This is a genomic window from Streptomyces sp. NPDC044984, from assembly GCF_040646935.1.
In the GTDB taxonomy this organism is placed as follows: Bacteria; Actinomycetota; Actinomycetes; order Streptomycetales; family Streptomycetaceae; genus Streptomyces.
Genome location: NZ_JBEZBE010000006.1, coordinates 136,010 through 152,942, shown reverse-complemented (window position 1 = coordinate 152,942; position 16,933 = coordinate 136,010). Strand labels below are relative to the sequence as shown.

Sequence of the window (16,933 nt, the reverse complement as noted above, 5' to 3'; positions counted from 1 at the left end):
TCCACGGTGTCGGCGGGCACGCTCACCGGTGGGCGGGACGGTAGGAGTCGTTGGCATCCACCGGGGCGCCACCGCCCCGGACGCCGCCGCCGGGGATGTGGATCGTGCCGCGTACGGCGACGGCGGCCGTGCCGTGGCGCGGCACCGGCATGGGGGCCAGCCGCTGCCACCGGTCGCGCTCGGTGTCGTAGGCCTCGGTCTCGTCGAAGACCGTGTTCGGGTTGCCGCCGTCGTGCCGCCCCTCACCGCCGAAGGTGTAGATCCTCGTCCCCACGGCCGCGGCGGCGATGCCGCCGCGGGCGGTGGGCATCGGTGCCCGCTCGGACCAGCGGTGGGCGCGCGGGTCGAGCGCGTAGACGGTGTCCCGTACGTTCACCTGTCCCCGGTCCCGGCCGCCGAGCACGTAGAACGTCCCGCCGACCACGGCTCCGCCCACGTGGTCGCGGGCCTGCGGCAGGCTCGGCAGGTTCTCCCACCGGCCGGTCACGGCGTCGTACGCGGACACGGTGTCCACCGTGTCCTGAAGGCCGCCCGCGCCCGGCACGAGGACGCGCATGCCGCCGGCGAGGAGGATCCTCGTCCCGTGCACGCCGATCGCGGCGCTCCCCCGCTCGATGCCCGCGGGCATGGGGGGAAGCCGTCGCCACCGGTCGGCGCGCGGGGAGTAGACGAAGCTGTCGCGCAGGGCTTGCCACTCGGATCCGCCGGACAGCCCGCCGAGGACGTGGATCCGGCCGTGGACCACCGCCACGTTGGGATGGTTCATCGCGACGGGCAGCGGTGCCGCGCCCGACCAGGTGTCGTGGCGCGTGTCGTAGACGTCGACCCGCGGGGTGGTGGTGACGCCGCCGGACTCCCCGGGGACGATGCCGCCGATGACGTAGACCTTGTCGCCGACGGCGGCGACGCTGTGCTCCTGCCGGGGTCCGCTCGCGATCGGTGCGAGTCGCCGCCAACCCCTGCGGTAGGGCCCTTCTTCCACGGGGGGCGTTCCACCGGGGGAGGTCGGGTGACCCGGATGCGCGTGGGCCTCGACGGCCGGGGACACCGCCAGGGCGGCGCCGAGGAGCAGTACTGTCCGCCGCTGCATGAGGAACTCCTTGTCACAGGGCCTGGTTTCCGTCAGAAGCAGGTGGCTTCGGCCCGTCCAGTGTTCCTGTCCGCGGCTGGGGCAACCAGGTGATGTCGTCCCGGGGGTGGGGAGTACCCGGCTCGGCCGGAGCCCTGTCAGGGTGCGGGGTCGACGACGTCCTGGGTGCCGAGGACCGCGAGCAGGTCGAGCAGGTCGGCGCTGTCGGTGCCGAGTGCGGGGGTGAACCAGAGCAGCCGCTGCCGGCCGTCCTCGCTGAACAGGTTGAGGCAGTTGACCTCGACGACCCCGAGCGCGGGGTGCCGGATGCGTTTGCGGTCGTCGCGCCGGAAGGCCACCTCGTGGTCGGCCCACAGCGCGGCGAACTCGGGCGAGGTGTCCCTCAGCGAACGGATCATCGACGTGGCTTCGGCGTCCTTGGCGTCCCGCCGGGCGGCCGCGGCCCGCAGGTCGGCGACGAAGGCACGGGACTGGGCCTCGTGGTCGGCCTCCGGGTACAGGCTCCGGGCGTCGGCCTCCGTGAACCACCGGTGGACGAAGCTGGCCCGGGTCCCCTGGAATCGGGAGTGGTCCCCCAGGAGTGCCGCCGCGAGCGGATTCTGCACCAGCGTGACATGCAAATCGGTGATGACCTGCGCGGGAGTCGACGGCATCCGGTGCAGCAGGTCGAGCATGCCGGGGTGGACGTGCGAGGCGGCGCTGCCCGGGACGGGCACCGGGCGGTCCGCCAGACGGTAGAGGTAGTCCCGCTCGTCGGCGGTCAGGCGCAGCGCCCTCGCCAGTGCGGCGATCATCTGCTCGGACGGCTGGGACCCGGCTCCGCGTTCGAGCTCGTTGTAGTAGTCCACCGATGCCCCGGCGAGCTGGGCGACCTCGTCCCGGCGCAGCCCGGGCACCCGGCGCCGGGGCCCGGCCGGAAGCCCCACGTCGCCCGGGCGGATGCGGTCACGCCGCGACCGTAGGAATGCTCCCAGCTCGGTGTGTTTCACAGAACCCATGTCCGCCATTGTGTGCCGGGCCGGGGCACCGGCCCAGGGGACGACATCACCTGGTTCGGCCGGCCGTCGGCGTGCAGGGTGGAGGACACGACCACCAGCGACCTTCGTTCCGCACCGGTTCACCGGGGCGGCCCTGCCGTCGTTGTGAGCCACGCCCGGTCCTTCCGGACCGCCGACCACTCAGGGACAGCCATGCCTTTCGCCAACTTCAAGGTCCCCGCGGGCACCGTCACCGCCGAGGACAAGAAGAAGATCGTCGAGCGCACCACCGATCTGTATGCGGAGATCTACGGTGAGCGGGCCCGTGCCACCACCGTCGTGCTCGTCGACGAGGTCGTCGACGGGGGCTGGGGAGTGGCCGGCGACGTCCTCACCGCCGCCATGCTCGACGGCGACGCCTGACGCCGGCACCGGTGGGCGCGGACGATGTCCGCGCCCACCGGTGAACGGAGCCCTTGGGGGTACGGGCCCGCGTCCCGTAGCCGACGGCACCTGCCCGGCAGGTCCTCAGCCGTGACGAGCCGGCAGGGGTTCCAGCCCTTCCGGCACCCCGTACGTGATGACTGCCGTGTACGCCTCCGCGATGCCGCGGCCCTGGTCGAACCACGGGAAGGCGAACAGGCTCCGGGCCGGAAGGACGATGACAAGCGTCGAGCACGTCCCCTTCGACATGTCGGCGCTGTTCCGTCCCCCACAGCGGAACATGCCGTACCGCCTTCGTTCCGGGGCCGGGTGACGGCGGGCCTCCGTGCCGGCGGCTCCGGACGCCCCGCGCGCCGTCGGCACCGTGAGGGAGCGGTCCGGGTCGGATCCGCGGAACGACGGTTCCGAGGAACCGGTCCCCCACCACGGGCTCGAACCTCAGCGTCGCTCCGTCCTCCTCCTCGGAGTCCCGGACATGTACGGCTCCGGGTGCGTGCGCGACCGCCTCAAAGCCGTCTTCGGCAAGACGGAGGTCCCCAGCCGGGGGAGCTCGTCGCGCGCCTGTTCGCCGAGCGGCACCGGCCCGTACGAGCACCCCGGCGTCGGGCGTCGAAGCGGCCGGTGCCCTTGCACGGGCGGCTCCGGTACGTGTCCTTCTCGCACCGAGGCGCACCGGCACCCACGGAACGTACCGGCTCGTAGCGGTTCCCCTCGTCGCTCACTCGTGCACCGGCCGTCTCCCGCGACGCGTGAAGGCCCCGGGCGGTACCGGGAACCGGTGCGGTCCGGACGCCGGGGAAGGCGGTGCGCCTCTCACGTACCGCGCATGAGCTCCATGTTGACGGCATCGACCTGTGCGTACAGGGGCCCTCCGGTGACGATGTCCTCCCCCATGCCCCGGCGTCGCGGGTCCACGTCGATCACGGTGACGAGCGCGTCGCCCAGTCCGATCACCACCCACCAGCTCCGCTCGTCGGCCCGCACCCGCCAGGTCGACTTCACCCACTTCCCGGTGTCCGTGCGCACCTCGGCGGAGACCAGCTCCCAGCTTCCCGGGTCGAAGCGGGTCAGCGTTTCCAGGGGTGCGCCTCGCTGCTCCAGCCGTTCGGTCACGTGTGCGCCGCGGGCTCTCAGCCGCACCGGTTCGTCCAGGACGTACCGGACCCGCGTGAAGAGGGAGTCGGGACCTGACCCGACGTGGAAGCGGGCGGTCTGGAAACGGGGCGGCACGGTGAACTCCTCGCGCGGGGACGGTGAGGCCGGTAGACGTGTGGAACGGCAACAGGGCTCGGGCGATCCGGCGTGCCGATGCACGACTGTGGGGTCCGTCGAGCACGGACGAGGACGACCCGGTGGCGAACGACGGCCTGTTCGTGTCCAGCAGTTCATCGCATGGTGCCATGCACAGGGTCAACTCGGCGCAGCCGGTCATCGGCACCGTCACGCCCGTGCATCACGAGGACCCGGACGAACGCGCCGCCGATCGACCGGTCCGTCCGGGCGTCCACTCCGTCGACACCGATGTGCTTCGGTATCCGCTCCGGCGGGTGGGAGTAGCGGACAGCGTCCCAGACGCCCGGGGCCGCGAGGGGGACGGCGTCGGGAAGCAGCCGGAGCCGGAGCGGGGAGGAAAGCACCATGACACCGGCCGTCCGGTGTGACGCGAGAAGGCGGGCACGGCGGAAGCCTCGCAGCGTCCCGGCTTCCGGGCAGCCGAGTTCCCGGCCGGCGCCTTATTCGCTGTGGGCGATCTGGATCAGGTTGCCGCAGGTGTCGTCCAGCACCGCGGTGGTGACCGGGCCCATCTCCAGCGGCTCCTGGGTGAAGCGCACCCCGAGCCCGCGCAGCCGGTCGAACTCCGCCCGTACGTCGTCCACGGCGAAGGAGGCGGCCGGGATGCCGTCCTGGACCAGCGCAGCCCTGTACGGCCGCACCGCGGGATGGCCGGAGGGCTCGAGCAGCAGTTCCGTCCCGTCGGGGTCCTCCGGCGAGACCACGGTCAGCCACCGGTCCGCGCCCATCGGGACGTCGTTCTTCTTCGCGAAGCCCAGTACGTCGGTGTAGAAGCGCAGGGCCTTCTCCTGGTCGTCGACGAAGACGCTGGTGAGGTGGATCCTCATGGGGTGCCCTCCGGGGGGTCGGGCCTGAGCCATCGGGTGACGATGTGCTCGAGGGGTTCGGTGTTCAGGTCGTGGAACTTGTAGCGGCCCTGGCGCCTGGAGACGACCAGGCCCGCGGACTCCAGTACGGCCAGGTGCTGGCTGATCGCCTGACGGGACAGTCCCAGGCCGTGCTTGGTCACCAGCCGCGCGCATATCTCGAACAGGGTCTGGCCGTCCCGTTCCACCAGCTCGTCGAGGATGCGGCGGCGGGTGGGGTCGGCCAGCGCCTTGAAGACATCCTCTTCCACGACCACCAGCATAGGCAAGTGGCGACTTGCCTATCAAGACGGGGGCCGTAACCCCGAGCGCGGTGGAGGCGGGTGCGGCCCGATCCCCTCACCGGCGGACGGCCGCCCGTCCCCCACCGGCCCGACAGGTGGTCGCGCGCACAGTGTTTGGAAGTGGCCCGACGGTAAAGACGGTGCACTGACAGAAGCTTTATACGACGAGGTAGGAGACCTGTTCATGGGCATCATCGCGTGGATCCTCATCGGCCTGCTCGCGGGCTTCATCGCCAAGGCCCTGATGCCGGGCAAGGATCCCGGCGGCGTCATCATCACGATGCTCATAGGCATCGCGGGCGGCCTTCTCGGTGGCTGGCTCGGCAAGGTGATCTTCGGTGTCGACTCCATCGACGGCTTCTTCGACCTGTCCACCTGGATCGCCGCCATCGTCGGCTCCGTCATCCTCCTCGTCCTCTACCGCCTGGTCACCGGCGACCGCCACTCCCACCGCCACGCCTGACCCGGCGCCCGCACCGCATGGAACGGCTCCTCGTCCCGGGCGACGAGGAGCCGTTCTTCCCTTTCAGGTCCGGGAGTCCGGCCGCCCGGCGTCCGCGTTCACGGCCGGCGCTCCGGCAGGCGCGTCGCCATCGGCAGCGCCAGCGCCATCAGGACCGCCCCGCACAGCAGCGTCGTACGGAATCCGTCCGTCGCCGTCAGCAGCGAAGCCACCAGCGCCGTGCCGGCGGACGCCGCCGCCTGGGAGACGATGTTCAGCGCGGTGCTGCCGGCGGCCACCTCGGTGCCCGTGAGGCCGCGCGTGGCGGAGGCCATGACGGGCATGTTCGTCATGCCGACCCCCGTGCCCATGACGGCGAGGGAGGCGACCAGGCGCCAGTACGGGGCGTCGGAGCCGGCCTGGACGGCGAAGGCGAGGAAGCCCGCGACGGCGACCAGGACGCCGGGGACGACGATCGCGCGCGGCGCCACACGGTCCGAGATCCGGCTGGAGATCTGCATCACCGTGCCGCTGCAGAGGAACTGGGGAACCATCAGCAGCCCGGCCTGTGTGGCGGACAGACCGCGCTCCTGCTGCCAGTACAGCGGTACGAGCATCATCGAGCCGAAGTACGCGGCCGAGAACGGCACCATGGTCGCCACCGCACGGCCGACCGACGCCCTCCGCAGCAGTCGCAGGTCGAGCAGGGGGTGGTCCGCCCGCAGCGCCCGCACGGTGAAGGCGGCCACCAGCGCCGTGCCGACGACGACCGGGACGGCCGCCCCCGGAGTGCCGAAGCCGCCGCGTTCGCCGCCCAGCGTCAGCCCGTACAGCAGGGCCGCCAGGCCCGGGGAGAGGGTCAGCAGTCCGGCCAGGTCCAGCGGGCGGCCGGTCCGCTCGTCGTCGTCACGCATGACCCGGGCGCCGAGCAGCAGGGCGAGGGCGCCGACCGGGACGTTGACGAAGAAGATCCAGCGCCAGGACAGCGCGTCGGTGAGGACGCCGCCGAGGACCGGACCCGCCATCGGGCCGACGAGGACCGGGATGCCGAGGATGCCCATCATCGTGCCCTTGCGTTCCGGCGGGGCGGCGCGCAGGACGACCGTCATCGCGACGGGCACGATCATGCCGCCGCCGAGTCCCTGCACCACGCGGAACACGATCAGTGAACCCGCGTTCCACGCCAGGCCGGTGAGCCCCGAGCCGAGGGTGAAGAGCGCGACGGCGGTGAGGAAGACCCGCTTGGCGCCGTACCGGCCCACCGCCCACGCGGTGACCGGGATGACGGTCGCCAGCGCCAGCGAGTAGCCGGTCACCGTCCACTGGACGACGGACAGGGGCGCGTCGAAGGCGCGCGCCAGATGGTCCAGGGCGACGTTGACGATGGTCATGTCGAGCACCGTCATGAACGAACCGAGCACCACGACGCCCGCGAGGGCCAGGACGTGCCGGGGGACGGCGGGCAGGGACGGACCCCCGCCTCCCCCGGTCCGTGCCGGGAGGGCGGTGCTCATCGCTCCCCGTACGGGGCGTGGGCACGCCCGGCCCGCAGCGTCCGCCCCCACCAGCCCAGCTGGTCCAGCATCGCCTTGCCCGCCCCTTCGGGCACCTCGGGCCGCAGCAGTGAGCCGTCCTCGGCGAAGTTCTCCCACGCGTTGTGGAAGCTCACCGTGTCCCGCACCGTGACGGCGTGCAGTTCGGCGAAGACCAGCCGCAGTTGCTCGACCGCGCGCAGCCCGCCGGCCAGGCCCCCGTAGGACACGAAGCCGACCGGCTTGGCCTGCCACTGGGTGTAGTGCAGGTCGATGGCGTTCTTCAGGGGCGCGGGGAAGCTGTGGTTGTACTCGGGGGTGATCACGACGAAGGCGTCGGCCGCCGCCAGACGCTCCGTGACCTCGGCGGCCTCCGGGTGGGCCGCGGGGGAGACGACGTCGGGCAGGGGGTGCTCGGCCAGGTCGACGGGGTCCAGTTCGAGGTCGTCGTACTGGGCGGCGAACCGCAGGAACCAGTCGGCGACGACCGGGGCGAAGCGGCCCTCGCGGGTCGAGCCGATCAGGACGGCGACGCGCAGGGGGGCATCGGTCGCGGTGGAGGAGGCGTGCGAACGCGGAGAGGAAGCCGATGAGTTGGTCATGCCGAGAAACTACAACGACCATGGCAATGAATGCAACGAGCGTTGTAATCACTCCGGCCCGGATACCGTGGCCGGTGACAGGAAGGGGCAGGACGCGTGAGACAAGGGCTGGCGGAGAAGCGGCAGGCGATCGTGCGGGGAGCGCGCCGCGTCTTCGGACGCGACGGCTACACCCGCGCCGGCATGGACTCCATCGCCAAGGAGGCCGGGGTCTCCACCCGCACGATCTACAACCACTTCCCGGAAGGGAAGGCGCAGCTCTTCCGCGTCGTCGTCGTGGAGGGCTCGGAGGAGGTCGTGCGGTCCCATCTGGACGCCGTCGACCGGCGACTCCACAAGGTCACGGACCTGGAGGCCGACCTCATCGGCTTCGCGCACGCCTGGCTGGCGCCGATGCACCGGCACCACGACCACTTCGCCGTCGTGCGGCAGTTGCGGGCCGAGGTGGGCCACGTCCCGCGGGAGTTCCTGGACGCCTGGCGTGCCGCCGGTCCCGACCGCGCCCTCAAGGGGGTGGCGGACCGCTTCCGCGAACTGGCCGAGGACGGCCTGCTCGACGCCCCGGACCCGGAGCGCGCCGCAAGCCACTTCCTGCAGCTGACCGCCGGCGAGATCAGTGACCGCACCTACCAGGGGGGCCTGGCCATTCCGGACGGGGAGCGGGACGAACTGATCGCGTCCGGGGTGCGCGCGTTCCTGCGGGGGTACGAACGACGCTGAGGCCGCGCCCGTGCGGCGCGAAGCCGGGACCGCGACGCCGAACCGGTCGGGCCGGGGCGCGGGCCCGGACCCGGACCCGGCCGTCGGGACGGCCGGGACGGCCGGGGCCGAACCGCCCCGGCACCGATCTCACCGTCGGGATCGTGGAGGAGCCCCGGTGCGGTGCCCGCCGACGCCGTCGCGGACCGGGCGGGGAGAAACGCCCGTCGGCAACACGTGCGCAACACGAGGACACACTCCTGTCACGGGACAACATCCGTCCGAGCCCGCCCTGTTGTCCAGTCCGTGGGACCTGAGCCCCACCCGTCACCCGCGGTGTGTATAGTCCCGGCCCATGGAATCCGGCGTCGAGCTCGTCAAGCGCGCGCACATCGACCTGCTCAGGGTCGCCGCAGCGCTCTGTAGCTGATTCCGCGCGCCCTTCAGGGGCTCCTCTCCCCCGTTCTCCCGGTTTCGCTCATTCCCGGTGCGGCCGGTGTGGTTCAACGTTGCATCCACGCCGCAGCTGTCGTCCGTCCGTGACCGCCGGGGCCTTCCCCACCCCTTTTTCCACTCCAACTTCCGGCATCCGGAACCCCCTTGGAGATCTCATGACCGTGCGCCTGCACTGGTTCCTGCCCACCACCGGTGACGACCGCGACGTGGTGGGCGTGACCGCCCGCGACTCCCTCCAGTCCCGCGCCACCACCCGCCCGCCCACCCTCGACTACCTCGCCCAGGTCGCCCGCGCCGCCGAGTCCGCCGGGTTCGAGGCGGTGCTGACCCCGACCGGCAGCGACTGCGAGGACTCCTGGCTGACCACGGCCGCCCTGATCCCGCAGACCAACCGGCTGAAGTTCCTGGTCGCCTTCCGTCCCGGCGTCATCGCGCCCCCGCTCGCCGCCCAGATGACCGCCACCTACCAACGGCTGTCCGGCGGACGCCTGTTCCTCAACGTCGTCACCGGGTCCGACGCCGACGAGCAGCGCTCCTACGGCGACTTCCTCGCCCACGACGAGCGCTACGCCCGCACCGGCGAGTTCCTGCACCTGTTGCACACCGCCTGGAGCGGAGGGGAGTACGACTTCGAGGGCGCCCACTACCGGGTCGCGGGCGGGCGCCTGCGCCGGCCTCCGCTGACCCGGCCCCCGGTCTTCTTCGGCGGCTCCTCCGAGGCCGCCCTGCCGGTCGCCGCCCGGTACGCCGACACCTACCTCACCTGGGGCGAGCCCCCGGCCGCCGTCGCGCGGAAGATCGCCCGGGTGCGTGATCTCGCCGCCGCGGAAGGCCGCGAACTCTCCTACGGCATCCGGCTGCACGTCATCAGCCGGGACACCGCGGCCGAGGCGTGGGCGGAGGCCGACCGCATCCTGGACGCCCTCGACCCGGCCTCGATCCGGGCCGCCCACGAGCGCTTCAGCCGCTCGGAGTCGGCGGGGCAGCGGGCGATGGCCGCGCTGAGCGGCGGACGCACCGACCGCCTGGAGATCCACCCCAACCTGTGGGCCGGCTTCGGCCTGGTCCGCCCCGGCGCGGGCACCGCGCTCGTCGGCAGCCACGAGCAGGTCGCCGAGCGGATCGAGGAGTACGCGGCCCTCGGCATCGAGCACTTCGTCCTCTCCGGACAGCCGCACCTGGAGGAGGCCATCAGGTTCGGCGAGTGCGTCCGGCCCCTGCTGACCCGCGAACCCGCCCTCGTCTGACGCACGTCGACACCCCCTCCCCGAGACAAGGACTCCCCCATGACCAGCTCCCTCGACAGAAGGTCCGCCCTCCGCCTGTTCGGCGCCGCGGGCCTCGGCCTGGGCCTCGCCGCCTGCGCCGGACCCGGCGGCTCCACCGGTACCGCGAGCAGCGCCTCCCCCTCCGGCCTCGCCACCTCCGGGACCGTGGAGGGCACCGTCTCCTTCGCGCACTGGCGGGCCGAGGACAAGGCGGTGCTCGCCGACCTGATCGAGGCGTTCGTGAAGAAGCACCCGGACGCGGGCGTCGAGCAGGACATCGCCCCGTCCGCCGACTACCAGTCCACCGCCCTGCGCCGCATCCGGGGCTCGAGGACCGGCGACGTGTTCACCGCCTTCCGGGGCGCGCAGTTCGAGCAGATCGTCAAGGCGGGGGTGTACGCGCCGCTGACCGGGACCGGCGTGGTCGACCGGTACCGGAAGAACCTCATAGGCCCCGGCGCTCATGACGGCACCCAGTACGGCCTGCCCTACCAGCTCGTCTTCAACATGCCGCTCGCCAACACCGACGCCCTCGACAAGGCCGGACACACCGGCGCGCCCGAGGACTGGGACGGCTTCCTCCAGCTCCTGGACGACCTGTTGGCCAAGGGCTACACCCCGCTCGCCTGGCCGGGCGGCGACGCGGCCAACGCGGGTCAGCTGCTGAACGTGATGGTGATGAACAACGCGCCGGGCGACGACGCCTTCAGCCGGATCGAGTCCGGCGACGCCAAGGTCACCGACGACTGGTTCCTCACCACGCTGGAGCAGTACGCCGCCCTGCGGCCCTATCTCCAGGAGCGTGCCACCGGTTCCTCCACCGACGCCGTCACCCGGCTCTTCGCCTCCGGCAGGGCGGGTCTGCTGGCCACCGGCTCCTTCCAGATGGCGGGCGTGCGCGCGCTCGGCGCGAAGTTCCCCTTCGATCTCGTCGCCCCCATCACCACCACCGCCGCGGAGGCGAAGTACGAGGGCGTCTTCAACACCACCTTCGTCCTCGGCGTCAACAGCGCCTCGACGGTGCAGCCCGCCGCCTACGCCTTCCTGGAGTTCCTCAGCGACCCGGAGAACGCGGGCGCCTACGCCGACGGCACCGGGCAGCACGTCACCGTCGAGGGCGTGGAGTACACCAACGCCGACCTCAAGGCCGTCGCCCCCTGGCTGACCAGGAAGACGCTGCTCGCCCCGCGCTTCCAGTTCCTCGACCTCGACATCCGCTCGGCCGTGGAGAACGCGACCGTGGCGGTCGTCGGGGGGAAGAAGCCGGAGCAGGCGGCCGAGGAGGCCCAGCGTGTCATCGACCAGAAGCGGTCGTAGGCGGCGCACGGCGCGGGCACTGTGGCTCTTCCCGGTGCCCGCCCTCGCCCTCTACCTGTTCCTCTTCGCCTATCCGGTCCTCCAGGCGGTGCAGTACGCGCTGACCGACTGGGACGGCTACAGCGTGACCTACGACCATGTCGGCCTGCGCAACTTCACCGAACTCGCCACCGGTGACGACACGTTCGCGAACGCCGCCGGGAACAACCTGAAGCTGACCCTCACCGTCGTCGTCGCCCAGACCGCCCTGGCCCTGCTGCTGGCCCTCTGGCTGGTCCGCACCACGCGGGCGTCGACGCTGCTGCGGGCCGTCTTCTTCCTGCCCACGGTCCTGTCGTCGGTCTCGGTCGCCTTCGTGTGGCGGTTCGTCTACGACCCCGACGGCGGCCTGTTCAACTCCGCGCTGCGCGCGGTCGGACTGGACTCCCTGCAGTCGATCTACCTGGGCGACCCGGACACGGCGGTGTTCTGGCTGGCGCTGACCCAGGTGTGGTTCCACGCCGGGCAGATGATGGTGGTCTTCATCGCCGGGCTCCAGGCGATACCGAGGGAGCTGTACGAGGCGGCCGAGCTGGACGGCGCCGGACGCCTGGCCCGGTTCCGGTACGTGACGTGGCCGCTGGTCGCCCCGGCCACCGGCATCGTCGTCGCGTACACCACCGTCCAGTCGTTCAAGGCGTTCGACCTCGTCCTCGGCCTGGCGGGCAATCCGCCGGGCCCCGCCCTCGACATCCTGTCCACCCGCGTCTACACGACGTTCTCCAACAACCAGTTCGGCTACGCCGCCGCCCAGTCCCTGGTGTTCATGGCGCTCATCGCGCTGCTCACCTGGGTGCAGCGACGGGCGATCGGAAGGGCCACCCGATGACCAGGACCGCCAGGACCCTCCGTGCGGTCGCGCTGGCGGCGGGCGCCGCCGTCGTCGTCCTGCCGCTGCTGGTGGTGCTGTTCGGCACCTTCAAGACGCTGCCGCAGCTGTTCGACGCGCCGCTGGCCCCGCCGTCCTCGCCGACCCTGGACAACTACCGGCGGGCGGTGGAGGAGGGCGGTCTCGGCTCCGCGTTCGCCAACAGCGCCGTCGTCACGGCGGGCGCGGTGACGCTGACCCTGGTGGTGGCGAGCCTGGCCGCGTTCTTCTGCGCCCGCGTGCCCGGCCGGGTGGGCTGGGCCGTCTTCGGCGTCCTGGTCGCCGGGCTCGCGGTCCCCGCGCAGGCGGCGATCGTCCCGCAGTACGTCCTCTTCGACCGCCTCGGGCTGACCGACGGCCTGCTCGGCCTGGTCCTCGTCGACACGGTGACGACCCTGCCGACGGCCGTGTTCGTCCTGGGCGGTTTCCTGCGCACCATCCCCGAGGAGCTGTACGAGGCGGCCGAACTGGACGGGGCCTCACCCTTGCGGGCGTTCCGCTCGATCGCCCTGCCGCTGACCCGCCCCGCCCTCGCCACCACCGGCATCTTCCTGTTCGTGATGGACTGGAACGACCTGCTCTACCCCCTGCTGTTCATCCGCTCCCAGGAGCACCGCACGCTGCCGCTGGCACTGCTCGACTTCCAGGGGGAGTTCCTCACCCAGTACCCCCTGCTGTTCGCGGGCGTCGTCATCGCCTCGGCCCCCGTGGTCGTCGTCTACGTCCTGTTGCAGCGCCACTTCGTGGCGGGTCTGACGACGGGGGCGGTACGGGGGTAGGGACGGCGGCGGCCACCGCGGGGCGGACGGGTCAGCCGCTCTCCCGCACCACCAGCCGGTGTCCCGCCCGCAGCACCCGCGGCCGGGTCGCGCGGGCGCCGTCGACGACCTCCAGCAGGGCGGTCACCGCGAGCCGGGCCAGTTTCCGCTTGTCCGGGGCCACGGTGGTCAGCGGGGGCGCCGTGTAGCGGGCCGCCTCGATGTCGTCGAAGCCGACGACCGCGAGGTCGCCGGGCACCGAGAGGCCGCGCTCGCGTGCCGCGTGCAGTACGCCCTCGGCCAGTGTGTCGGCGAAGCAGAGCACCGCGTCGGGCGGCTCGGGCAGGTCGAGCAGTGCGTGCGCGGCGGCGGCTCCGTCGGCCCGGTGGTAGGCGGCGACGGGCGGGGCGAGCGTCTCGTCGTAGGCGAGGCCCGCCGCTTCGAGGGCCTGGCGGTGGCCGGTCAGCCGGGTGGCCGAGGTCGCCGCGTGCGGCGCGCTCTGCCGCCCGACCACCGCGATCCGGCGCCGGCCCCGGGCCAGCAGGTGGGCGGTCGCCTCCCGGGCCGCGCCGGTGTTGTCGACGGTGATGTGGGGGCAGGGCAGGTCGTGGAGGCGTTCGCCGAGCAGCACCAGCGGTACGGGGTCCGGGGCGCGGACGGCGGCCCGGTCGTCGAGGGCGAGCGGGCTGAGGATGATGCCGTCGACGAGCGGGTCCGTGCGGCCGAGCGCGATCTCCAGTTCGGCCTCCGGACGGCCGCCGGTCACCTCCACGAGCAGTGTGCAGCCGTGGGCCGCCGCCTCCCGCAGCAGGTGCTCGGCCAGTTCCGCCCAGTAGGGCATGGTCAGTTCGGGCACGGCCAGCAGCAGCACCCCGCTGCGGCCGGTGCGCAGCCGCCGGGCGGCCGTGTTGGGCCGGTAGCCCAGCTCCTCCACCGCGCGCAGCACCCGCTCCCGCGTCGCCTCCGAGAAGCGCCCGGTGCCCCGGACCACGTTGGAGACGGTCCGCATGGACACCCCGGCCCGCTCCGCCACCTCCTTGAGCCCCGTCATCGCGCGCATCGCGTCAGGTTAGGGCCACGGAGGACGGGCCGGTACCCGAAGGCGGGCCGAGGAGGGCGCTGTCACGAGGTGTTCACGCGCCGGCGCGGTCCGCGGGTACCGCGCTGCCGCAGCAGCCTCGCCCGCACGACGATCGAGCATTGGATTTCGTTTGTTTGTGATCGTTTCATTTCACTCTTGTGGCGGAACGGTCCGAAGCGGCGGACGGTGCGGCAGGGTGAGCGCAGGTGATCTTCACGGCGGGCCCACGCCGTCCGCCCCTCGCATCCCTCCCGGAACCGTCCTCCACCCTCACGAAGGAGCACCGGCCGTGCACCTGACGCACCGTCGAAGAACCGGCGCGACCGTCGCCGCCGCCCTGCTGGCGGGCCTGCTCGCCGCACCCGCCGCCGACGCCGCACCCGCGGCGGCGACCCCCCGCCGGGTGGTGGAGAACCTCGACCGGGGGCTGGTCGCCGTCCCCTCCGGCAAGGGGACCTTCCTCAGCTGGCGCCTGCTCGGCACCGAGTACGCACACGAGGGCGACGACATCGCCTTCAACGTGTACAAGAACGGGCGCAGGCTGAACCGCACGCCGATCACCCGCTCGACGACCTACCTGGACGGCACCCGGGGCGAGGGCACCTACACCGTCCGGGCCGTCGTCGACGGCCGGGAGCGCCGGGCGGGCCGCGCCGCGCTCGAACTCCCCGACGGGCACGCCGAGATCCCGCTCGCCGCCGCCGACGGCTACACCGTCCAGCACGCCTGGCCGGGCGACCTCGACGGCGACGGACGGTACGAACTCGTCGTCAGCCGACTGTCCACCGACCGCTCCGGCACCGACCTGCTGGAGGCGTACGCGCTCACCGGCGAACGGCTGTGGCGCGTCGACCTCGGGCCGGGCTCGCTCGCCCAGGCGCCCGGCAACGGCGCCAACGACCCGGCGCCCGCCGCCATCAGCGGTTCGACGGCCATCGGCGGGTACCGCAACGACGACAACGTCACCGTGTACGACCTCGACGGCGACGGCCGCGCCGAGGTGCTGCTGCACACCGCCGACGGCACCGTCTTCGCCGACGGTTCCCGGGTCCACGCCGCCTCGCCCGCCGACCAGTTCGTCTCCGTCGTCGACGGGGCGACCGGCGCCGAACGCACCCGGCAGCCGGTGCCCGGCGACTTCACCGCCGACGGCCCCTCCGGCGGCCACTTCGGCATCGCGTACCTCGACGGCGAACACCCCAGCCTGGTCACCAAGCTGGTCACCCGCGTCGGCGCCCGGCGCGGCGCGTTCCGCACGCTCTTCCAGACCTGGGACTTCGACGGCACCGACCTCACCCGCCGCTGGAAGTACGTGGTGCCCGCCGACAGCGGCGCGAGCAGCTTCCACCAGGTCCGCACCGTCGACCTCGACGGGGACGGCCGGGACGAGATCGCCGACGGCAACCACGTCGTCGACGACGACGGCACACCGCGCTACGTGATCGACGGCGCCGGGCACGGCGACCGCTTCGACATCGCCGACCTCGACCCCGCCCGCCCCGGCCTGGAGGGCTTCGCCATCCAGCAGTCCGAACTGGGCGTCGTGTCGAACTTCCCCTGGTACTACTACGACGCGGCCACCGGCGAGCGCCTCACGACCGGCGCGCACCCGGCGGACCCGGTGAGCGACGCCGACCTGGACGTCGGCCGCGGCAACGCCGCCGACATCGACCCCGGGCACCCCGGCTACGAGTACTGGACCTCCACCGCCGACGTCACCCGTCCCGGCGCGGGCGTCTTCAACGTCCGCGACGGCAAGGTCGCCACGACCACCCCCAGCGTCAACTTCCGCATCTGGTGGGACGGTGACAAGGCCGCCGAACTCCTCGACTTCACCCACGTCGAGAAGTGGGACCCGGACACCGGGACCGCCACCACGGTCTTCGCCCCCTCCGGCGTCGTCTCCGGTGCCCGCAACGCCACCCCGTTCTACGGGGACCTGATCGGCGACTGGCGCGAGGAGATCCTCGCCGAGACGGCCGACCACACGGCCCTGCGCCTGTACACCACCACCGAGCCGACCTCGACCCGGCTCTACACCCTCGCGCACAACCCGGCCCACCGCCTCGGCTGGACCGTGCGCGGCTACCTCCAGTCGACCTACACCGACTACTACCTCGGCACGGAGACCCGCCGGGTCCCGAGGCCCGCCCTCACGACCCCCGAAGGGAGCCGTCTTCCGTGACCACCACCCGCAGGACCTTCGCCGCCCTCGCGGCCGGGGCCGCCCTGGCCACCGTCGCCCCGGCCGGCGCCGCACGGGCGTCCTCCGCCCACCACGGCCGCGGACGTCTTCTCGCCCGCGACGACTTCCGTCACGGACTGCGCCGGTGGGCCGTCGAGCTCCAGGACGGCGGCACCGTCACCGCGTCCCGCGGCGTCCTGGAGATCGACGTGCCGAGCGGCGCGACCGTCTGGTTCAGGCAGCGGCTGGAAGGGCCGTACGTCCTGGAGTACACCGCCACGCCGGTCGCCGAGGGCGGAGCCAACGACCGCGTCTCGGACCTCAACAACTTCTGGAACGCCACCGACGTCCGCTCCCCGCACGACCTCTTCGCCACCCGCCGCGGCGGTGCCCTGGCCGAGTACGACCACCTGCGGACGTACTACGTCGGTTACGGCGCCAACACCAACACCACGACCCGGTTGCGCCGGTACGTCGGTGAGGCGGGCGTGCGCCCGCTGATCCACGACTACACCGAGCCGCTGCTCGTCCCCAACGAGCCGAACCGCGTCCGGATCGTCTCCGCCGGCTCCACCGTCCGCTGGTGGAACAACGGCCGTCTCGTCTTCGACCACCGGGACCCGGAGCCGTACACGGCCGGGCACTTCGCCTTCCGGACCACCTGGAGCCACTTCCGGATCAGTGACTTCCGGGTGTGGCGCGCGCAGTCTCACGTGCGCTGACCGGACCGGT

Annotated in this window: 19 protein-coding genes; 10 read left to right on the top strand and 9 right to left on the bottom strand. The window is 72.4% G+C overall.

What is annotated here, in order from left to right; genetic code table 11:
• Positions 1-22: 22 nt before the first annotated feature.
• Positions 23-1,090, bottom strand: a complete 1,068-nt coding sequence (locus tag AB0A94_RS08890) for a kelch repeat-containing protein (protein WP_361741014.1) — start codon at positions 1,088-1,090, stop codon at positions 23-25.
• A gap of 137 nt (positions 1,091-1,227) precedes the next feature.
• Positions 1,228-2,097: a helix-turn-helix transcriptional regulator gene (locus AB0A94_RS08885; protein WP_361741007.1), complete on the bottom strand. Its 870-nt coding sequence runs from the start codon at positions 2,095-2,097 to the stop codon at positions 1,228-1,230.
• Positions 2,098-2,280: 183 nt separating this feature from the next.
• Between AB0A94_RS08885 and AB0A94_RS08880 the strand changes: the two genes are divergently transcribed.
• The gene (locus AB0A94_RS08880; protein ID WP_361741004.1) at positions 2,281-2,490 is read left to right on the top strand and encodes a tautomerase family protein; all 210 of its coding nucleotides are present in this window, start codon (positions 2,281-2,283) and stop codon (positions 2,488-2,490) included.
• A 105-nt stretch (positions 2,491-2,595) separates the two neighbouring features.
• Here the strand turns inward: AB0A94_RS08880 and AB0A94_RS08875 are convergent, their stop codons facing one another.
• The 4 genes from AB0A94_RS08875 to AB0A94_RS08860 form a co-directional block, all read right to left on the bottom strand.
• Complete coding sequence (locus tag AB0A94_RS08875) at positions 2,596-2,760, bottom strand: hypothetical protein (RefSeq protein WP_361741001.1); 165 nt, start codon at positions 2,758-2,760, stop codon at positions 2,596-2,598.
• Positions 2,761-3,324: 564 nt separating this feature from the next.
• Positions 3,325-3,741 (bottom strand): hypothetical protein, encoded by a 417-nt coding sequence (locus tag AB0A94_RS08870; protein WP_361740998.1) that lies wholly within the window; start codon positions 3,739-3,741, stop codon positions 3,325-3,327.
• A 503-nt stretch (positions 3,742-4,244) separates the two neighbouring features.
• The gene (locus tag AB0A94_RS08865; RefSeq protein WP_361740995.1) at positions 4,245-4,631 is read right to left on the bottom strand and encodes a VOC family protein; all 387 of its coding nucleotides are present in this window, start codon (positions 4,629-4,631) and stop codon (positions 4,245-4,247) included.
• The gene (locus AB0A94_RS08860; RefSeq protein ID WP_361740992.1) at positions 4,628-4,921 is read right to left on the bottom strand and encodes a metalloregulator ArsR/SmtB family transcription factor; all 294 of its coding nucleotides are present in this window, start codon (positions 4,919-4,921) and stop codon (positions 4,628-4,630) included. Before AB0A94_RS08860 ends, AB0A94_RS08865 begins: the two co-directional genes overlap by 4 nt.
• 217 nt (positions 4,922-5,138) lie before the next feature.
• On the opposite strand from AB0A94_RS08860, the gene AB0A94_RS08855 reads away from it, so the two are divergent.
• Positions 5,139-5,417 (top strand): GlsB/YeaQ/YmgE family stress response membrane protein, encoded by a 279-nt coding sequence (locus tag AB0A94_RS08855; protein ID WP_361740989.1) that lies wholly within the window; start codon positions 5,139-5,141, stop codon positions 5,415-5,417.
• Between the two features lie 98 nt (positions 5,418-5,515).
• On the opposite strand, the gene AB0A94_RS08850 is transcribed toward AB0A94_RS08855, so the two are convergent.
• Complete coding sequence (locus AB0A94_RS08850; RefSeq protein WP_361740986.1) at positions 5,516-6,910, bottom strand: DHA2 family efflux MFS transporter permease subunit; 1,395 nt, start codon at positions 6,908-6,910, stop codon at positions 5,516-5,518.
• Positions 6,907-7,530, bottom strand: a complete 624-nt coding sequence (locus AB0A94_RS08845; RefSeq protein ID WP_361740983.1) for an NAD(P)H-dependent oxidoreductase — start codon at positions 7,528-7,530, stop codon at positions 6,907-6,909. Before AB0A94_RS08845 ends, AB0A94_RS08850 begins: the two co-directional genes overlap by 4 nt.
• Before the next feature lie 96 nt (positions 7,531-7,626).
• Between AB0A94_RS08845 and AB0A94_RS08840 the strand changes: the two genes are divergently transcribed.
• From AB0A94_RS08840 to AB0A94_RS08815, 6 genes are all read left to right on the top strand, one after another.
• The gene (locus AB0A94_RS08840; RefSeq protein WP_361740980.1) at positions 7,627-8,250 is read left to right on the top strand and encodes a TetR/AcrR family transcriptional regulator; all 624 of its coding nucleotides are present in this window, start codon (positions 7,627-7,629) and stop codon (positions 8,248-8,250) included.
• Between the two features lie 334 nt (positions 8,251-8,584).
• Complete coding sequence (locus AB0A94_RS08835) at positions 8,585-8,659, top strand: putative leader peptide (protein ID WP_361741339.1); 75 nt, start codon at positions 8,585-8,587, stop codon at positions 8,657-8,659.
• 181 nt (positions 8,660-8,840) lie between these two features.
• Complete coding sequence (locus AB0A94_RS08830) at positions 8,841-9,932, top strand: LLM class flavin-dependent oxidoreductase (RefSeq protein ID WP_361740977.1); 1,092 nt, start codon at positions 8,841-8,843, stop codon at positions 9,930-9,932.
• 39 nt (positions 9,933-9,971) lie between these two features.
• Positions 9,972-11,270, top strand: a complete 1,299-nt coding sequence (locus AB0A94_RS08825; RefSeq protein WP_361740975.1) for an extracellular solute-binding protein — start codon at positions 9,972-9,974, stop codon at positions 11,268-11,270.
• Positions 11,245-12,138: a sugar ABC transporter permease gene (locus AB0A94_RS08820; RefSeq protein ID WP_361740972.1), complete on the top strand. Its 894-nt coding sequence runs from the start codon at positions 11,245-11,247 to the stop codon at positions 12,136-12,138. The genes AB0A94_RS08825 and AB0A94_RS08820 overlap by 26 nt, the downstream gene beginning before the upstream one ends.
• Positions 12,135-12,956, top strand: a complete 822-nt coding sequence (locus AB0A94_RS08815; protein WP_361740969.1) for a carbohydrate ABC transporter permease — start codon at positions 12,135-12,137, stop codon at positions 12,954-12,956. The genes AB0A94_RS08820 and AB0A94_RS08815 overlap by 4 nt, the downstream gene beginning before the upstream one ends.
• A 31-nt stretch (positions 12,957-12,987) precedes the next feature.
• On the opposite strand, the gene AB0A94_RS08810 is transcribed toward AB0A94_RS08815, so the two are convergent.
• The gene (locus AB0A94_RS08810) at positions 12,988-13,995 is read right to left on the bottom strand and encodes a LacI family DNA-binding transcriptional regulator (RefSeq protein WP_361740966.1); all 1,008 of its coding nucleotides are present in this window, start codon (positions 13,993-13,995) and stop codon (positions 12,988-12,990) included.
• A gap of 310 nt (positions 13,996-14,305) precedes the next feature.
• Between AB0A94_RS08810 and AB0A94_RS08805 the strand changes: the two genes are divergently transcribed.
• Both AB0A94_RS08805 and AB0A94_RS08800 read left to right on the top strand, forming a co-directional pair.
• Positions 14,306-16,201 carry a hypothetical protein gene (locus AB0A94_RS08805; RefSeq protein ID WP_361740963.1) on the top strand — a complete coding sequence of 632 codons (1,896 nt, stop codon included), beginning with the start codon at positions 14,306-14,308 and terminating at the stop codon, positions 16,199-16,201.
• Positions 16,198-16,923: a DUF6250 domain-containing protein gene (locus AB0A94_RS08800; RefSeq protein ID WP_361740960.1), complete on the top strand. Its 726-nt coding sequence runs from the start codon at positions 16,198-16,200 to the stop codon at positions 16,921-16,923. The genes AB0A94_RS08805 and AB0A94_RS08800 overlap by 4 nt, the downstream gene beginning before the upstream one ends.
• Positions 16,924-16,933: the final 10 nt, after the last annotated feature.

Coding starts and splice junctions, on each gene's coding strand:
- AB0A94_RS08865 (WP_361740995.1), bottom strand. CDS start 4,631: ATGAGGATCCACCTCACCAGCGTCTTCGTCGACGACCAGGAGAAGGCC.
- AB0A94_RS08880 (WP_361741004.1), top strand. CDS start 2,281: ATGCCTTTCGCCAACTTCAAGGTCCCCGCGGGCACCGTCACCGCCGAG.
- AB0A94_RS08875 (WP_361741001.1), bottom strand. CDS start 2,760: ATGTCGAAGGGGACGTGCTCGACGCTTGTCATCGTCCTTCCGGCCCGG.
- AB0A94_RS08810 (WP_361740966.1), bottom strand. CDS start 13,995: ATGCGCGCGATGACGGGGCTCAAGGAGGTGGCGGAGCGGGCCGGGGTG.
- AB0A94_RS08850 (WP_361740986.1), bottom strand. CDS start 6,910: ATGAGCACCGCCCTCCCGGCACGGACCGGGGGAGGCGGGGGTCCGTCC.
- AB0A94_RS08845 (WP_361740983.1), bottom strand. CDS start 7,530: ATGACCAACTCATCGGCTTCCTCTCCGCGTTCGCACGCCTCCTCCACC.
- AB0A94_RS08855 (WP_361740989.1), top strand. CDS start 5,139: ATGGGCATCATCGCGTGGATCCTCATCGGCCTGCTCGCGGGCTTCATC.
- AB0A94_RS08825 (WP_361740975.1), top strand. CDS start 9,972: ATGACCAGCTCCCTCGACAGAAGGTCCGCCCTCCGCCTGTTCGGCGCC.
- AB0A94_RS08830 (WP_361740977.1), top strand. CDS start 8,841: ATGACCGTGCGCCTGCACTGGTTCCTGCCCACCACCGGTGACGACCGC.
- AB0A94_RS08815 (WP_361740969.1), top strand. CDS start 12,135: ATGACCAGGACCGCCAGGACCCTCCGTGCGGTCGCGCTGGCGGCGGGC.
- AB0A94_RS08890 (WP_361741014.1), bottom strand. CDS start 1,090: ATGCAGCGGCGGACAGTACTGCTCCTCGGCGCCGCCCTGGCGGTGTCC.
- AB0A94_RS08885 (WP_361741007.1), bottom strand. CDS start 2,097: ATGGCGGACATGGGTTCTGTGAAACACACCGAGCTGGGAGCATTCCTA.